This is a genomic window from Amycolatopsis sp. NPDC034160 (assembly GCF_055575355.1).
In genome coordinates, this window is record NZ_JBVISU010000024.1 from 96,128 (window position 1) to 110,703 (window position 14,576).

Annotated in this window: 11 protein-coding genes; 4 read left to right on the forward strand and 7 right to left on the reverse strand. The window is 68.6% G+C overall.

Annotated elements, in window-relative coordinates; all coding sequences use genetic code 11:
• Position 1: 1 nt before the first annotated feature.
• From ACZ54P_RS34140 to ACZ54P_RS34150, 3 genes are all read right to left on the reverse strand, one after another.
• Positions 2-1,084 (reverse strand): AAA family ATPase, encoded by a 1,083-nt coding sequence (locus ACZ54P_RS34140; protein WP_465465725.1) that lies wholly within the window; start codon positions 1,082-1,084, stop codon positions 2-4.
• Between the two features lie 13 nt (positions 1,085-1,097).
• The gene (locus ACZ54P_RS34145; RefSeq protein ID WP_465465726.1) at positions 1,098-2,909 is read right to left on the reverse strand and encodes a VMAP-C domain-containing protein; all 1,812 of its coding nucleotides are present in this window, start codon (positions 2,907-2,909) and stop codon (positions 1,098-1,100) included.
• 239 nt (positions 2,910-3,148) lie between these two features.
• Positions 3,149-4,183 carry a helix-turn-helix domain-containing protein gene (locus ACZ54P_RS34150; RefSeq protein ID WP_465465727.1) on the reverse strand — a complete coding sequence of 345 codons (1,035 nt, stop codon included), beginning with the start codon at positions 4,181-4,183 and terminating at the stop codon, positions 3,149-3,151.
• A gap of 96 nt (positions 4,184-4,279) precedes the next feature.
• Between ACZ54P_RS34150 and ACZ54P_RS34155 the strand changes: the two genes are divergently transcribed.
• The 4 genes from ACZ54P_RS34155 (at position 4,280) to ACZ54P_RS34170 (ending at position 10,038) form a co-directional block, all read left to right on the forward strand.
• Complete coding sequence (locus tag ACZ54P_RS34155; RefSeq protein ID WP_465465728.1) at positions 4,280-5,179, forward strand: alpha/beta hydrolase; 900 nt, start codon at positions 4,280-4,282, stop codon at positions 5,177-5,179.
• Positions 5,179-6,933: an ABC transporter ATP-binding protein gene (locus ACZ54P_RS34160; RefSeq protein ID WP_465465729.1), complete on the forward strand. Its 1,755-nt coding sequence runs from the start codon at positions 5,179-5,181 to the stop codon at positions 6,931-6,933. The genes ACZ54P_RS34155 and ACZ54P_RS34160 overlap by 1 nt, the downstream gene beginning before the upstream one ends.
• Positions 6,930-8,630: an ABC transporter ATP-binding protein gene (locus ACZ54P_RS34165; protein WP_465465730.1), complete on the forward strand. Its 1,701-nt coding sequence runs from the start codon at positions 6,930-6,932 to the stop codon at positions 8,628-8,630. Before ACZ54P_RS34160 ends, ACZ54P_RS34165 begins: the two co-directional genes overlap by 4 nt.
• 202 nt (positions 8,631-8,832) lie before the next feature.
• Positions 8,833-10,038, forward strand: coding sequence for an acyl-CoA dehydrogenase family protein (locus ACZ54P_RS34170; RefSeq protein ID WP_465465731.1), 1,206 nt, complete (start codon positions 8,833-8,835; stop codon positions 10,036-10,038).
• A 61-nt stretch (positions 10,039-10,099) separates the two neighbouring features.
• Here ACZ54P_RS34170 and ACZ54P_RS34175 read toward each other — a convergent pair whose 3' ends face one another.
• The 4 genes from ACZ54P_RS34175 to ACZ54P_RS34190 all read right to left on the reverse strand — a co-directional run bounded on the left by ACZ54P_RS34175 (position 10,100) and on the right by ACZ54P_RS34190 (position 14,470).
• Entirely contained in the window at positions 10,100-11,065 is a 966-nt protein-coding gene (locus tag ACZ54P_RS34175) for a sporulation protein (RefSeq protein WP_465465732.1), read from the reverse strand.
• A 44-nt stretch (positions 11,066-11,109) separates the two neighbouring features.
• A complete protein-coding gene (locus ACZ54P_RS34180; RefSeq protein WP_465465733.1) occupies positions 11,110-12,453 on the reverse strand; it encodes an erythromycin esterase family protein in 1,344 nt (447 codons plus the stop codon).
• Between the two features lie 190 nt (positions 12,454-12,643).
• The gene (locus ACZ54P_RS34185; protein WP_465465734.1) at positions 12,644-13,486 is read right to left on the reverse strand and encodes a dioxygenase family protein; all 843 of its coding nucleotides are present in this window, start codon (positions 13,484-13,486) and stop codon (positions 12,644-12,646) included.
• A gap of 78 nt (positions 13,487-13,564) precedes the next feature.
• On the reverse strand, positions 13,565-14,470 hold the full coding sequence (locus tag ACZ54P_RS34190; protein ID WP_465465735.1) for an AraC family transcriptional regulator: 906 nt from the start codon (positions 14,468-14,470) through the stop codon (positions 13,565-13,567).
• Positions 14,471-14,576 lie beyond the last annotated feature (106 nt).

A 14,576-nucleotide genomic window follows, 5' to 3' on the forward strand; every position in this document is an offset into this window, starting at 1 on the left:
GTCACCGCACCGTCAGTCGTTGCCAAAGAGCGTCCACCAGTCGCGGCCATTCCTCCTGATCCGGCCGGTAGGCGCCCGACGTCGCGAGATAGACGGCATCGAGAAGCCGGTCCGTGGGGAGACCGCCCTCCGCCTTGCTCCGTTCGGCGAAGTCACGGATGAGCCGGTCACGGTGTTCGCCGTTCTCGTCGATCAGATGACTGGCCACGATCGCCGCGAGCTGGTCGTGGCCGGGGTTCTCGATCCGCAATTGCAGGCACCGCCGGAGGAACGCGGGCGGGAACTCCCGCTCCCCGTTGCTGGTCATGACGATGACCGGGAAGGCGTGGCAAGCGATCCGGCCGTCACGGACGACGGCGGTGCGCTGCGGATCGGCGGTGTGCACGACGACTTCGGGATGCCGGTTGCGCACGCGGGCCAATTCCTCGATGGAGAATTCGCCGTCCTCGAAGATCGACAGCAGATCGTTCGGCAGATCCGCCTCGGATTTGTCCAGTTCGTCGATCAAGAGCACGCGGGGCAGCCTGCTGGGCAGGAACGCGGTGCCGAGCGGGCCGAGCCGGACGAAATCACCGATCGGCGGCTCTTCGGCCTCACCGCCGCGCTGGGCCTGGCTGGTCGCCGCGGCCTGGACCCGGCCGATCGCGTCGTAGCCGTACAGCCCGGAACTCAACGACGTATGACTGGTGATCGCCCAGCGCAGCACCCGGCCGAGGCCGAGTTCCCTGGCGATCCGGTAGGCGAGGCTGGACTTCCCGGTCCCCGGATTCCCGGTGACCAGCAACGGACGCCGCAGATAAAGGGCGGCGTTGACCATGTTCAGTTCTTCCGCGTCGGTGTCCCGCTCGGAAAAGGTGAACGCGGTGCCGAGACGGCGCTCCGCCTCGCCGTCGTCCGGCGGCGGGACATCGTTCTCCGGCGGCGGGTCACCGCGATAGGAACGCCAGGGCGGCGGCGCGGGCAGCAGTTGCGCGAGATCGATGTCGTGGATGGGCCTGCCGGTGCCCCGATAAATCCACCAATCGGGTGCATCGAGCCGCGGCATCCGACCCTCCACGGCCGCGTCCTGGTCGTTCACGCTCATCCGCGGCATCCCCTTACTGTCGAGTCGGGATCAACGGCTGGTCCAGAACGATTACGCGTTTCGGGTCGTCCCACATTACCACCAGGTCGTGAGCCAGCGAATTCTTGAACGGTACCGCCGCACCGGAATTCGCCAGTTTGCGGCGATCCGGAAGTTCGATAAAACCGGCCTCGGCGGCCAATACCCAGTCCAGCAACTCGCGCAGGCTGTCGGGCTCGGCGTCCGGATGCCACAGCACCACCGGCAATCCACTGCGGAGCGCGCTCGTCAGCTCGTCCGGCCCGCCGCCCGGTTCCGCTTGGGGCGACGGCGGTTTCGCCAAGACGAGCCCGACCCAGTGATCGTCGCTCAGTATCGCGTCGATCGGGTGATCGTCGAACTCCGCGCACCCGGAATAGTGCAGGCGATCGGGGGAAGGATCCTTCACCATCGAGTCCCAGCGAACGTGCCATGCGCGATGCCAATGCCTCGCCCGCATCCTCTCCAAAGACCGTATTCCCAACCGGTACCCGTAACGCAGCGGCTGGGGCTGACCGGTCTCATGTTCCTTGGCCCACCGCTGCACGGGCAAATTGATCAACGTCCGTGGCAGCAGGAATTCCACCGACGCGGACACACTCTGGCCCGACCAGACGCCCTCAGTCTCCAGGATGACGTCGTCGACCCTGAACTCGACCTCGTCTATTCCGATTTCGCGGACCCCGCCCAGCGGCGGCGGCCACACTTCCGGGTCGTCCTGACGCCAAAATGCGAGAGTGCACCGCGTCGGATCCGCAGAAACCGGTTCGAGCATGATCATCAAATGCAAATGCGGACGCTCGGGAAGGGGTGGCCGGTTCTGCCGCTGGTACCCGAGCGCGGGGCCGAGGCGCAGGGATCGTGCCTGGTCGGCGATCCAGCCGGCGATCATGGCACCCGGCTCACCTTCGGCGCTCTCGGCCAGCAGACGCAAAAACGTTACAGCGGGCGGGATCCCGTCCGGACCCGCGTTGAAGTCGGTGAGCAGGTGAAAGGCGCTCCACGCGTCGGTGATGCCGTCCAGCCGGGGCAACGGGACCGCCGGACCGAGCGCGCGGCTCATCATCACCGCCAACTGGGGGACCTCCATCCGGGTCAGATGGTGGTGCAGGCCCGCGAGATCCTTGCGTGGAATCAAATCGAGAACGGCGCTGTTCACGTCCGCGAGAAACGAGTCGCCGATGGGTTCCGGCACGAAAGTGGACGGTTTCACCGCCGGCACGGCGACTTCACCGAGCAGCCGTAAATAAGCCATTCCGGTGAAAGTCTTCACCGAAACCGGTATCGGACTGTACGACTCCGGCAGCAGACCTGGATCCCGCTCGATGACGTCGGCGAAGAAGCGCTCCGAAGAGATGAAGGCGAGCATCCGGCCGGATTCCGCGAACGCGTCCTTCACCGGTTGCGCGTCCAGGATGCGGAACGCGGTGTCGACCGCCTCGCCGACCCACCCGTTCCCGTCGTTGAGCACCTCGCCGGAGTTGAGACTGACCCGAAGGCGGATCTGCGCCCGCGGCGTCCGGGTGTGGTTGTACCGGCGGAGGGCGACCGCGATGCGATCGGGTAACCGGTCGGCGACAACGCTTTTGGTCGTTCCGGGCGGCAGCAGGATCAGCGCGCCGTCGCCGCGATCCCCCCGCGCACAGGAATCGAAGTCGACGTCGCTTTCGGCGAAAGCGGTCTTCAGCAGCTCATACATGCCTTGACGGACGGCCAGCCGATCGGGGAGGTACCGGTCCGGGGCGGTGAACCCCGCGACGTCCACCACGACGATCGTGCGGTCGAGAGCCTGTGCCGGTAGTACCACTGGCCCCCTCCCAAGGTCCGTGACGCCGACGCCGACATCGGCGCAGACCGCCACATTATCGCGTCAATCGCCCCCAGGTTGAGTGTCAATTGACAAATGACTCCGTCCTTTCCTGTGCTCGTGATTTCCCCACCAGGTGCCGCTCCAGTACATGAAGGCCCCCTTCCTGTACCTAGGCGCAAGGAAGGGGGCCATCATGTACTTCACCGCCGGATCGCCACTCACGGCCACCCGCGCCTTCAGTCGTCGAGAAGCCGCCAGGCGGTGAGCGCGAGCCGGGCCCGCGTCAGGCCGCTGGGCTCGTTCAGTTCGATGCCCAGGTTCTTCCCGATTTGCGTGAGCCGTCGCGCGACGCTGCTGTGGTGCAGGTGCAGCGAGTCGGCGGCCTGACGCACGGAACCCGTGGCGCAGTAGGCGTCCAGGGTCCGCAGATCCTCCGGATCCGCTGCCAGCTCAGCGATCGCGATGACGTCGGCGTTGGCCCGCGTGTCCGCTTCGGGGATCCGCGCAAGCAGCGCCAGCGCACCAAGGTCGGCGTAGCGGACCACCGGACGGCGCGCGGTCGTGAAGCGCAGCGCGGTCCTGGCGTCCTGCCAGGACCGATGCGGGCAGCCGGCGGCGCCGATTCCCGCGCGTACGCCGTCCGGCAACCGGGTCGCGTCCACGGTGGCCGCCAGGATGATGCCGGCGTCCGTGAGCGGCGCCGCCTTGACCGGGCGGCCCGGGCAGATCAGGCCGCCGATCTTTTCGAGCGGGACACTCGACCGGACGGCGACCACCTGTATCGGCGCGTCGGCGGGAAAACCCAGCAGGCGCAAGGCCCGGTTCCTGGCGGCGTCGTCGGTGGTGGAGCTGAGCACGAGTTCCACGAGCGCGGGATCGGCCATGGTGGTGCGTGCCGGACCGTAGCGTTCGACGACGGTCGCCACGGCGATCGCGAGTCGCTCCAGCACCGCGTCGTCGAGTGCGCCGGGCGCTTCCCCGCGTTCCAGCCACACCGTGCCGATCTCCTCGTCGTCGAGGGTGATCGCCATCGTGGTGGATGCGGGCGCGGGCGGGGCGGCGGCTTCCCGGCCATCGGGCCCCATGCGGATCGTGCGTCCCGTGCCGTGGAGCCGGATGCCCACGACGCATGCCGCGAGACCCGCCGTGGCGCGGGCGAGCGCGGGGAGGTCGACCCGCCGCCGCATCAGGGTGTCGTAGAACATCACGACCCGGATCACGCCTTCGACGTCGGAATCCAGATGCGACAACCGCGCCGCCAGTGCCTCCATGAGGGCGAGCGTACGCGGCGATCGTCGCGCGAGCTGGCGATCAAGCGCGACGGTTGGCGGCCGACGTCGGGACCGGAAGCCGGAAGAATCGTCGTCATGGATCCCGAATTGGAAGCCTTCGTCGCCCTGTTCCCTCCCGCCAAGCTCGACGACCCGATCACCGAACGCGTGAACTTCGCCAAGCTCGCCGCGTCGGTGCCGGAACCGGACACTTCCGCGATGACCGTCGAGGACCGGACGGTGCCCGGCGATCCGGACGTCGCGATCCGCGTCTACCGTCCGCATGAGGCACAAGGCGCCATCGTCTGGATGCACGGCGGCGGCTGGGTCATGGGCGATCTCGAGACCGAACACCCGTGGGCGGCCCGCCTCGCCGAAAGCTCCGGCGCGGTGGTGATCTCGGTGGACTACCGCCTCGCCCCCGAGAATCCGTTCCCCGCCGCGCTCGACGACGTCTACACCGTGCTGAGCTGGGCGTCCGAGAACGCCGCGGAACTCGGCGTCGCCCCGGACCGGATCGCGGTCGGCGGGCACAGCGCCGGCGGTGGGCTCGCGGCGGCGACGGCGTTGCGGGCCCGCGACGAACAAGGTCCGTCCATCCGCTTTCAGCTGCTCAATCAGCCCGGCCTCGACGACCGGCAGGAGACCTGGTCGGCGCGTTCCTCCACCGACACGCCCTGGATGAACCGCGAAAAGGTGTCCGCGATGTGGCGGCACTACCTGGCCGGACAGCCCGCCTCTTCGCCGTACGCCGCCCCCGCGCGCGCCACCGATCTGTCCGGACTTCCGCCCGCCTATGTGGCCACCGCCGAGTTCTGCCCCAACCGCGACGAGGACATCGACTACGCGGTCCGGATGCTGCGGTCCGGCGTGTCGGTCGAACTGCATCAGTGGTCCGGCACCTTCCACGGGTCGCAGGCGATCCTGACCGCCGACGTGTCACGCCGTCAGCTCACCGAACTGGGCGTCGCCCTGCGCCGCGCCCTGGCCGAGTGATGACGACCGCCGTACGGGCGCCCACCCTGGCCCGGCTGCTGCGCCCCTATACCGGGAGTTTCGCCGCTCTCGTGGTCCTTCAGGTCATCGGCGCCATCGCGGGGTTGGCACCGTTGCTGGCGGTCGTCGAACTGGGCCGGACGCTGCTCGCGTCCGGTCCGGTCGACGAAGGCCGCGTCTGGACCGCGGTGTTCGTGGGCGCGGGCGGATTGTTCGTCCGGCTGCTGTTCACCGCGGGATCGTCCGGAATCGGGCATCTGCTCGACGGCCGGGTCCAGCTCACCTTCCGCCGTCTGCTGGCGCAGCGACTGGGGCGCGTGCCGATCGGCTGGTTCTCCGGCCGCCGGACCGGTGAACTGGCCAAGGTCGTCGGCGAGGACGTCGGCGCGGCGCACCCGTTCATCGCCCACACCCCCGGCGAGCTCGTCTCCGCCTTCGTCGTTCCGCTGGTGTCCCTGGCCTACCTGCTCACCGTCGACTGGCGGCTCACCCTGATCACGCTGATCCCGGTGCTGCTGGCGGTGGGGCTGATCCCGCTGATGATGACGCCCTCCCGGCTGCGCGAGCAGGAGGAGTTCGACCGCGGGATGGCGGGGATCTCGAGTTCGGTCGTCGAATTCGTGCAGGGCATCGCGGTGGTCAAGGCGTTCGGTGGCGCCGGGCGCGCCCACCGCAGATTCCGCACCGCCGCGGACGACTTCGTCGCCACCTTCACCCGCTGGGTGCGCGGTATGGCGGGACCGGCGGCCGGAATGCAGCTGGCGTTGTCGCCACCGTTCGTCCTGCTGGTGGTGCTGATCGGGGGCACGGTCCTGATCACCGGCGGTGGCCTGGCAGCGGCCGATCTCCTGCCGTTCCTGGTACTCGGGCTCGGGCTGACCGCGCCGGTGGCGGCACTCGGCCACGGCTTCGACGAGCTGCAGGCGGCGCGACGGGCGGTCGGCCGGATCCGGGACGTGCTCGGGGTTCCGGCACTGCCGGAGCCGTCGAACCCGGTCACGCCAAAGGGGCATCGTGTGGAACTGCGTGACGTCCGGTTCGGCTACGAAGCCGGTCACGAGATCCTGCGCGGGATCGACCTGGTACTCGAACCGGGAACGGTCACCGCCCTCGTCGGGCCGTCGGGCAGCGGGAAGTCCACTTTGGTCGCTTTGCTGCCGCGGTTTTTCGATCCCACCCACGGTTCGGTCCTGCTGGGCGGGGCCGACCTGCGTGAGATCGGCAGCCGGGAGCTGTACCGCAAGGTCTCCTTCGTGTTCCAGGACGTCCGTCTGTTGCGCGCGTCGGTCGCGGACACCATCGCGCTGGCGGTTCCGCACGCCGACCTCGACGACGTCGTCCGCGCCGCCCGCCAGGCGAACATCCACGACCGGATCCTGGAACTTCCGCGTGGCTACGAAACGGTGCTCCAGGAGGAGACCGGGCTGTCGGGTGGCGAGGCCCAACGGATCTCGCTGGCCCGCGCGCTGCTCGCCGACACACCGGTTCTGGTGCTCGACGAGGCCACCGCCTTCGCCGATCCGCGAACGGAACTCGCCGTGCGCCGGGCATTGACGGCGTCACGGGGCGACCGGACGATCCTGGTCATCGCACACCGCCTCGAAACGGTCGTCGACGCCGACACCGTCGTGCTGCTGGAGAACGGCACGGTCGCCGAACGCGGTACACCAGCGGAACTACTGGCACGCGACGGGAAGTTCGCCGCCTTCTGGTACGCCAACCGCCCGGCCGAAACCCAGGGAGAATCCCGATGATCCGCATGTTGCTGCGGGTACTGGGGCCCGAGTACGCCCCGCCGGTGCGGCGCACCGTCGCGCTGATGACGACGACCTCGATCGTCGAAGGCCTGTCCTACGCCTTGCTGGTTCCTTTGCTGCGCACGCTGTTCGGGAGCACTCCCGGCGACGCGCTGCCGTGGCTGATCGCGTTCGGCGCGGCCGTCTCGGTGTTCGCGATCCTGCGCTATCGCAGCGATCTCTCCGGTTTCCGGGCGGGTACGACGTTGCTGCGGGGGATGTATCACCGGCTCGGTGACCATCTCGCCCGGCTGCCGATCGGCTGGTACAGCAAGAACCGGGTCGGCGAGGTGTCGGTACTGGCCGGACCGGGTGTCCTGCAGTCGATGGGGGTGATCGCGCATCTGCTGGCGCCGTTCATCACCGCCTGCGTCAGTCCGCTGACCATCGTGTTCGTGATCCTCGTCTTCCACTGGCAACTGGGACTGGCCGCGCTGATCGCCGTCCCGGTCGTGGCGGCGATCCAAGTCTGGACCGGCCGTTCGATGGCCGCCGCCGACGAGGAAGGCACCGAACGCGGACACGAGGCCACCGGACGGGTCATCGAGTATCTGCAGGCACAACCGGTGCTGCGGGCGGGCGGCCGGACCGCGGAACGGTTCCGGCTGCTCGACGACTCGCTCCGTGACCTTCAGCCGGCGAACCGTCGAGCCACGTTGTCGGCGCTGCCCGGCGTCGTAGGGCTGGCCTTCACGGTTCAGGCGATGTTCACGATTCTCTTGGTAATGGGCACTTTTCTCGCACTCGGCGGGGAGATCGGGGCGGCCGAGGTGCTGGCGATCCTCGTGCTGGCGGCGCGCTGCGCGGATCCGCTGCTCTCGTTGTCGGATATCGGCGGCAAGGTGCGCGGCGCGCGTTCGGTACTGGCGAGACTCGACGCGGTGCTGCGGACCGAACCGCTGCCGGAACCGCTGAACCCGGTCCGGCCGGAGCGGCACGATCTGGAATTCTCCTCGGCCGTCTTCGCCCACGGCGACCGCACGGTGCTCGACGGTCTGACGTTGTCCGTCCACGAAGGACAACGGCTCGCCGTCGTCGGTCCGTCCGGCGCGGGGAAGAGCACGGTGCTGCAACTGCTCGCGCGGTTCTACGACGTGGATTCGGGCACGGTCCGCGTCGGCGGGGTCGACGTCCGCGCGATCAGCACCGAGGACTTGATCTCGCGGATCGCGATCGTGTTCCAGGACGTCTACCTTTTCGACGGCACGATCGAAGAAAACGTCCGGCTCGGCCGCCCGGACGCCGACGATGCCGAGGTGCGGGCCGCGGCGACGGCGGCACGGCTCGACGAGGTGATCGAACGGCTGCCCGGCGGCTGGTCGGCGAACGTCGGCGAGGGCGGCGCGCTGCTGTCGGGCGGGGAACGCCAGCGGGTCTCGATCGCGCGGGCGCTGCTGAAGGACGCGCCGATCGTGCTCCTCGACGAGGTGACCTCCGCACTGGATCCGGTGAACGAGGCCGCCGTCCACGAGGGAATCGAACGACTGATGGCAGGCCGGACCGTGGTCATGGTGGCGCACCGGCTGCGGACCGTCCAGCGCGCCGATCACGTGGTCTTCCTGGACGGCGGCCGGATCGTGGAGGAAGGCCACCACGACGAACTGTTGCGCCGGGGCGGCCGGTACGCCGATTTCCGGGAGCTGCAACTCGCTTGACCAGACCGTGGGCGGCCACGATCTCAGAGCGCGGACGTTCGTTGACACCCCGTAGTGCCACTGCTCTACTCGGACGCATGGAAGGCACTCTCTGTCCGGCCTGAGGCAGTCTCCGCGCTCGCTTTGAGAATCACCCGGGAATTCCGGGCGCTCCGCCCTGCCCGGAATTCCCGTTCGCCCACGCACAGAACGGAATCGAAGTATGACCACGACCGAGAACCGGGTCCGGTCCGCCACGGAATGGCTGACCATCGCGAAGGACGTCGCCACGAAACTCGCGGTGGACGCGGCCGAGCGCGACCGGAAGAACGAAACTCCCTATGCGGAAGTCCAGCTGCTCAAGGATTCCGGCCTGGTGACCCTGCTCGGCCCGGTCGAACACGGCGGTGGCGGGCAGAGCTGGGAAACCGCCTACCGTGTCACCCGCGAGGTCGCCCGCGGCGACGGCTCCATCGGCCAGTTGCTGGGCTATCACTACCTCTGGGCCTGGGCCGCCCGCCTGGTGGCGACCGACGAGCAGATCGCCGCGGTCGAAGAATTGTACACGCGTGACAATTTCTTCTTCGGCGGCGCGGTCAACCCCCGCGATTCCGACCTGAAGATCACCGATGACGGCGACGAGATCGTCTACAATGGACACAAGTCGTTCTCCACCGGCGGCAAGGTCTCCGATCTGACCGTGCTCGAAGGCGTTCTCGAGGGCACCGAGGACCACATCTTCGCCATCGTTCCGTCCGAACAGGACGGTATCGTCTTCCATGACGACTGGGACAACATCGGCCAGCGGCTCACCGAGTCGGGCAGTGTGACCATCACCGGCGTGCGCGTCCCGTGGGCGGGCGCGGCGGGTTACGTCGACAAGAAGTTCCACCCGCTGACCTACAACACGCTCAACGTCCCGGCGATCCAGCTGGTGTTCGCGAACTTCTACCTCGGCATCGCCCACGGTGCGCTGGAAACCGCGCTGGCGTACACGCGCGAGCACACCCGCGCGTGGCCGTACGGCGGCGACAACAAGACGTCTTCCGGCGAAGAGTGGTACATCCTCGACGGCTACGGCGATCTCCAGTCGAAACTGTGGGCAGCCGAAGCGCTGGTGGACAAGGCGGGGTCGGCGATCTCGGCCGTGCTGCACGCGCCACGCGGAGAGCTCACGCCCGAAGCGCGCGGCGAGATCGCGGTCCTGATCGCCGCCGCCAAACAGCGCGTGATCGACACCGGACTCGAAATCGGCACGAAGGTCTTCGAGCTGACCGGCGCCCGCGCGAGTGCGACGAAATACGGCCTCGACCGGTTCTGGCGAAACCTGCGCACGCATTCGCTGCACGACCCGGTGGCCTACAAACGCCGCGAGGTCGGCGCCTACGCGCTGCTCCACGAGCTCCCGGAACCCACCTGGTACACCTGAGCCCAGTCTCTCTCGTGAGTGGTAATGACGGTTCTAACCGTCATTACCACTCACAAGGCGGTCACTCCTCCTCGCCGCCGTCGAAGGCGTCCTCCATGACCTCGCCGAGGATCATCCCGCCGACCACCCCGGCCGCGGCACCGGCGACCATGCCGCCCATCCCCGGACCACGCCTGCCATGGTGACCGTGCTGGCCGTGGTGGTCGTAGTCGTGGCCGTAATGCTCCTGGTGCCCGCCGAACATGGCATGCCCGCCACCGGATTCGGCGACCTTGGCCAGCCACCCGTCGATCGCCGCGGCCCAGTCGGTGCGCAGGGCCTCCTCGTGCGAGACGTGGAACCGGCCGAAGGAGTCACCGCCGGAGCGGAACATGCCACCGCGCTTGTCCGCCTCCAGAATCACCACGAGGTCGTCCGGGCTCGCGACGAAGGTCAGCTCCACCTGGCTGACCCGGCCCGCGTAGCGCGACGGCGGGAAGAATTCGATCTCCTGGAAGAAGCCGAGTTCCTGCCGGACACCGTGCAGCCGCCCGGCTTCGACGTCGGCGCTGCGGAAGGAGAAACCCAGCTCGCCGAAGGCGTCCAGTACCCGATCCTGCGAGTCCAGCGGGCCGACCAGCACCGGGTCGAGATCGCCCTTGTCCGGCGCGCCGGCGATGACGAGTTCGGTCCGCACGCCGACGACCATGCCCGGCAGTTCACGGCCGCCGACCGCGCTGATCGGTGTCTCCCACGGCAAGGCGATCCGGAACGGCACCGTGGTCAGTTGCCCCGCGGTCACCTTCACCTTGTGGCCCGCGCTGACCCGCAGGAACTCGGCGGTCCCGGCGCGCTCGTGGTCGCCGTGTTCGACCTCGACCCGGGTGACCAGCGAAAGCAGGATCTCCTCGATCTGGGCGTCGCTCGACCCGCCCTGGATGCGGACCTGGCCGGTGATCACCTCGCCGGGAGTGGCGTGCGGCGAGTCGAGCACGGTGTCGACGGACGGGCCGCCGACACCGAAAGCGCTGAGCATCCGTTTGAACATCAGGGTTTTCCTCCGCTGGGGGTACTGGGACAAGAGCGAGGTCACTACCTTCTCAGGTCGGCCTGACGGACGTCGTGCAGGTGGATGACGACGTCGTAGGAGCGCCCGAGCGAGATGGCGGCGGGATCGACGGGGAACTGCGTGCCGATGGTGCGCGTGGGGCGGGCGGTGTCCAGCCAGCTCCTCGCGGACGGCGGAGCGGTGCGGACGTCGAGGTAGAAGTCCTCGAACCGGACCTGGTCCAGGGCGTGCTCGTTCGATCCGGGCGGCGCGGCGGGGACGGAGAAGCGCTTCCAGTCGCCTTCGAGCGCCTTGTCCTTGGACAGGAAGGAACCCCGGTCGAAGCTGAACCCGATCGGCAGGTAGTCCCAGCCCAGCGTTTCGCGCAGGAAGGCACCCTGCGTCTTCGGGTACAGCCCGGGATTGTCGGTGACGTAGGAGACGTGGCCGTTGTGCGCGGAGAGCAGGATCTTGTGCCCGGTCCGGCGCTGCCACCAGGCGACGTTCTCCGCCATCGCCCGGTCACGCAGGATCTGCGCGGTGGGCAGCCCCTTCGGGTCCGTGAGGTCGACGGCGAGGAACCGGGCGGTCTGCGCGACGAACCGGGCGTGCTGCTCCGCCCAGTCTCGGTCTTCCGCGCCGCGAAGGCCCTTGATCAGCTCGTAGGCCTGCTCCGCCTGCGTCGCGAGCCGCAGCCGCTCATCGAGCGGTTTGCGCAGGTAGGCGAACGCGTCGTCGATCGGGCGCAGACCGGTGTAGAGCCGGTCCAGCCGGGGCAGCTCCGCCGGATGGTGCCGCCGCACGTAGTCGGTGATCCTGGCGAAGAAAGCGTCGTTCACCGAAGGCGCGCCGAGATCGTCGCCGACGAAATGCACGGTGCGGCCGGGGTGGGCGCGGTTGTGGTCGCGCATCCACCGGATCAGGCTGACGAACTCCTCGCGATCCCAGGGAGAACCGGCCAGCGTCCGCTTCGCCAGCTCCCGCGCGTCGCCCTTGCCGGTCTGGACGAACTCGTCGATCTCCAGGCCCGCGGACCAGCTCAGCTCCAGCGCGAAGGCCCGGAACCCCTTCTCCTCGACGAGGTAGCGGAACACCCGCTCCTTCATGGTGAAGAACTCGTGGGAGCCGTGGGTCGCCTCGCCGAGGCCGACCACCTTCGCCGCGCCGATCATCCCGCCCAGAGCCCGCAGGTCGGCGGTGTTCCGGCCGGGTTCGGTCGAACGCAGCGGATGTGCCGCCCGGTCCAGCGACCGCACCGGGTCCTGCCAGGACGTGGCCGCCTCCTCCGCGACCGCCGGGCTCGCCGCGGGAGCGAGCACCGCTCCCGTGGCCACCACCGCGGCCGCCACCAATCCTCGTCTACCCCACCGCTTCCGGCCGTCTGCCATACCGTTCACCCCTTCGCTCCGATGTCGAAGACGATCATCGGTCGCGGAGCGGGTGCGGCGCGCTGTAGCAGGACTCCGACTTCGTACGGGGGAAAACCCCACCCCGAGGGCGGGTGGACCCCACCGCCGGGGTGTGGGTCCCGGCGGCGGGAGTCCACCCGCGTTTATCTCCCTCCTCAGCGGCCGTTCCTCACTCCGCGCGCCACAACGCGGGTGTGGACGGCGGCTCCCAGCCACGCTGGGCCGTGTGCCCCTGCAAGCACACATAACCGCGACCGCTGTAGGTGACCCGGGCGCCCGCGGAATAGCCGGTTCCCGCCGCCCAGGTCGTCCCGCCGGGCGGGTTGGAGGTCGAAGTCGCCGTCGTCGGCGTCGTACTGGTCGGCCGGGAGGTCGACGTCGGCGTCTGCGGCACGTTCAACACGAAGTCGAACGCGGCCTCCTTGGCCGAACCCGCGTCCCGCACGGTCATCAGCAGCCGCGGGTCGAAGATCGAGTCGGTGTTGTTGCGCGGCTCGTTGGGGAAGTAGAGCTGCGTGGTCAGCACCGGCCGACCGGGGGCCTGCACCTTGACGTGGATGTGCCGCGTCCGGCCGGGGTACAGCCCGGGCACGATCGTGCTCAACGTGAACGCGCCCTGCTCGTTGGTGAACTGGTGACCGCGGAAGGTGTACCCCACGTTGTCGTAGGCGCCGTTGACGTCCGCCTGCCAGAAGTCCAGCAGCGCCCGCGCGATCGGCAGGCAACCGAGACCGAAGACGTAGCCGGACACGGTGAGCCTGGTGCCGGGCGTGCCCGACGTGACGAGCGAGGTGCGCTGTGGGGAATTCGGCTTGAAATAAGGACCTTCGGTCTGCGGCGGGGTCGGGTCGTCACCGTCGTCACAGGCCGGGGTCAGCTCGGGTGCCTTGCCGTTCGCGACAGTGGTGCGCGCGAGCGCGGGGCCGCCGATGAGCGCGACCGGGGCCGCGACCCCCGCGGCGAGCGCCGCCCGCAGTACCGTCTTCCGGCTGAGCTTGTTCTCTTCGTCCATACCTGCTCCTCGTGGGGGCTTCGGGAATCACCCTCGACGGTATGGAGAAGATCAGCTGCGGACGATGGACTGATCTGGTCAGTCGTGGTGAATCTCCGGGGCCGCGTCCCCTGTTCGGCGATAGTCGCCGGGGCTCAATCCCGTTTCCCGCCGGAAGAACCGGCAGAAATACGCGGGATCCGCGAAACCGACCCGGCTGGCCACCTGCCGCACGGAGAGGTCGGTGCCGAGCAGGAATCGTTTGGCCTCCCGAGTCCTCGCCTCGCGCATCAATTGCGCCGCCGTCCGGCCGGTCGCCGTTTTCACCGCGTCCGTCAGGTATCCCGGGGTGACGCCGATGCGTTCCGCGAGTGCGCCGACCGACCACAGGCCGAGATCGGGTCTGCCGAGCAGCCGGGCGAATTCCGTTCCCACCGCCTGTGCCCGTGCAGGCGGGCGCGCGTCGGACAGACCGGGAAGCCGCCCCGCCCGCACGATCAGGACGTGCATCAGTGCCCGCAGCACCGAATCGGTTCCCTGGCCACCACAGCGGAATTCCTCGTCCAGTTCGGTGACCAGCCGCGCCGTCTCCTCCGCCGCGCGATCGTCGAGCTGCCACGGCTGCTGACTCAGCCGTCGCAAGGTTTCTCGATCCGCCGGATGGTCGAGCAGGAAATCGTCGGTGAACAAGACGACATATCCCTTGAGATCGCGGGCATCCCAATGATGCACCTGCCCCGGTGCTATGACCGCGAGTTGGGGCGGCCGCACTTCCCAGCGCGTGAAATCGACGACGTGGTCACCCGTTCCGCCGACGAGGTGGACGATTTCGTAGAAAGTGTGCCGGTGCGGGAAAGACGCCCGCGACATCGGGCCGATCGCGTCGAAGGTGCCGACCGCGAACGGCAGGGCGTCCGGCGCGCGGACCTCCAGCCGGTGCAGTGGCAATTCCCCCGCCTTCGGCTGCAGGCAGGGCGTCCTCGGCAACACCGTCGTTCCGCGCATGGACCGGTCCCTTTCACCACACTGGGATGGAAAAGTCTAGACCAATACGCGAGGTCGTCGCAGCCGACGGAAGTTGCCTCTCGGCCCCCTCGGTACAGTCCGGGGG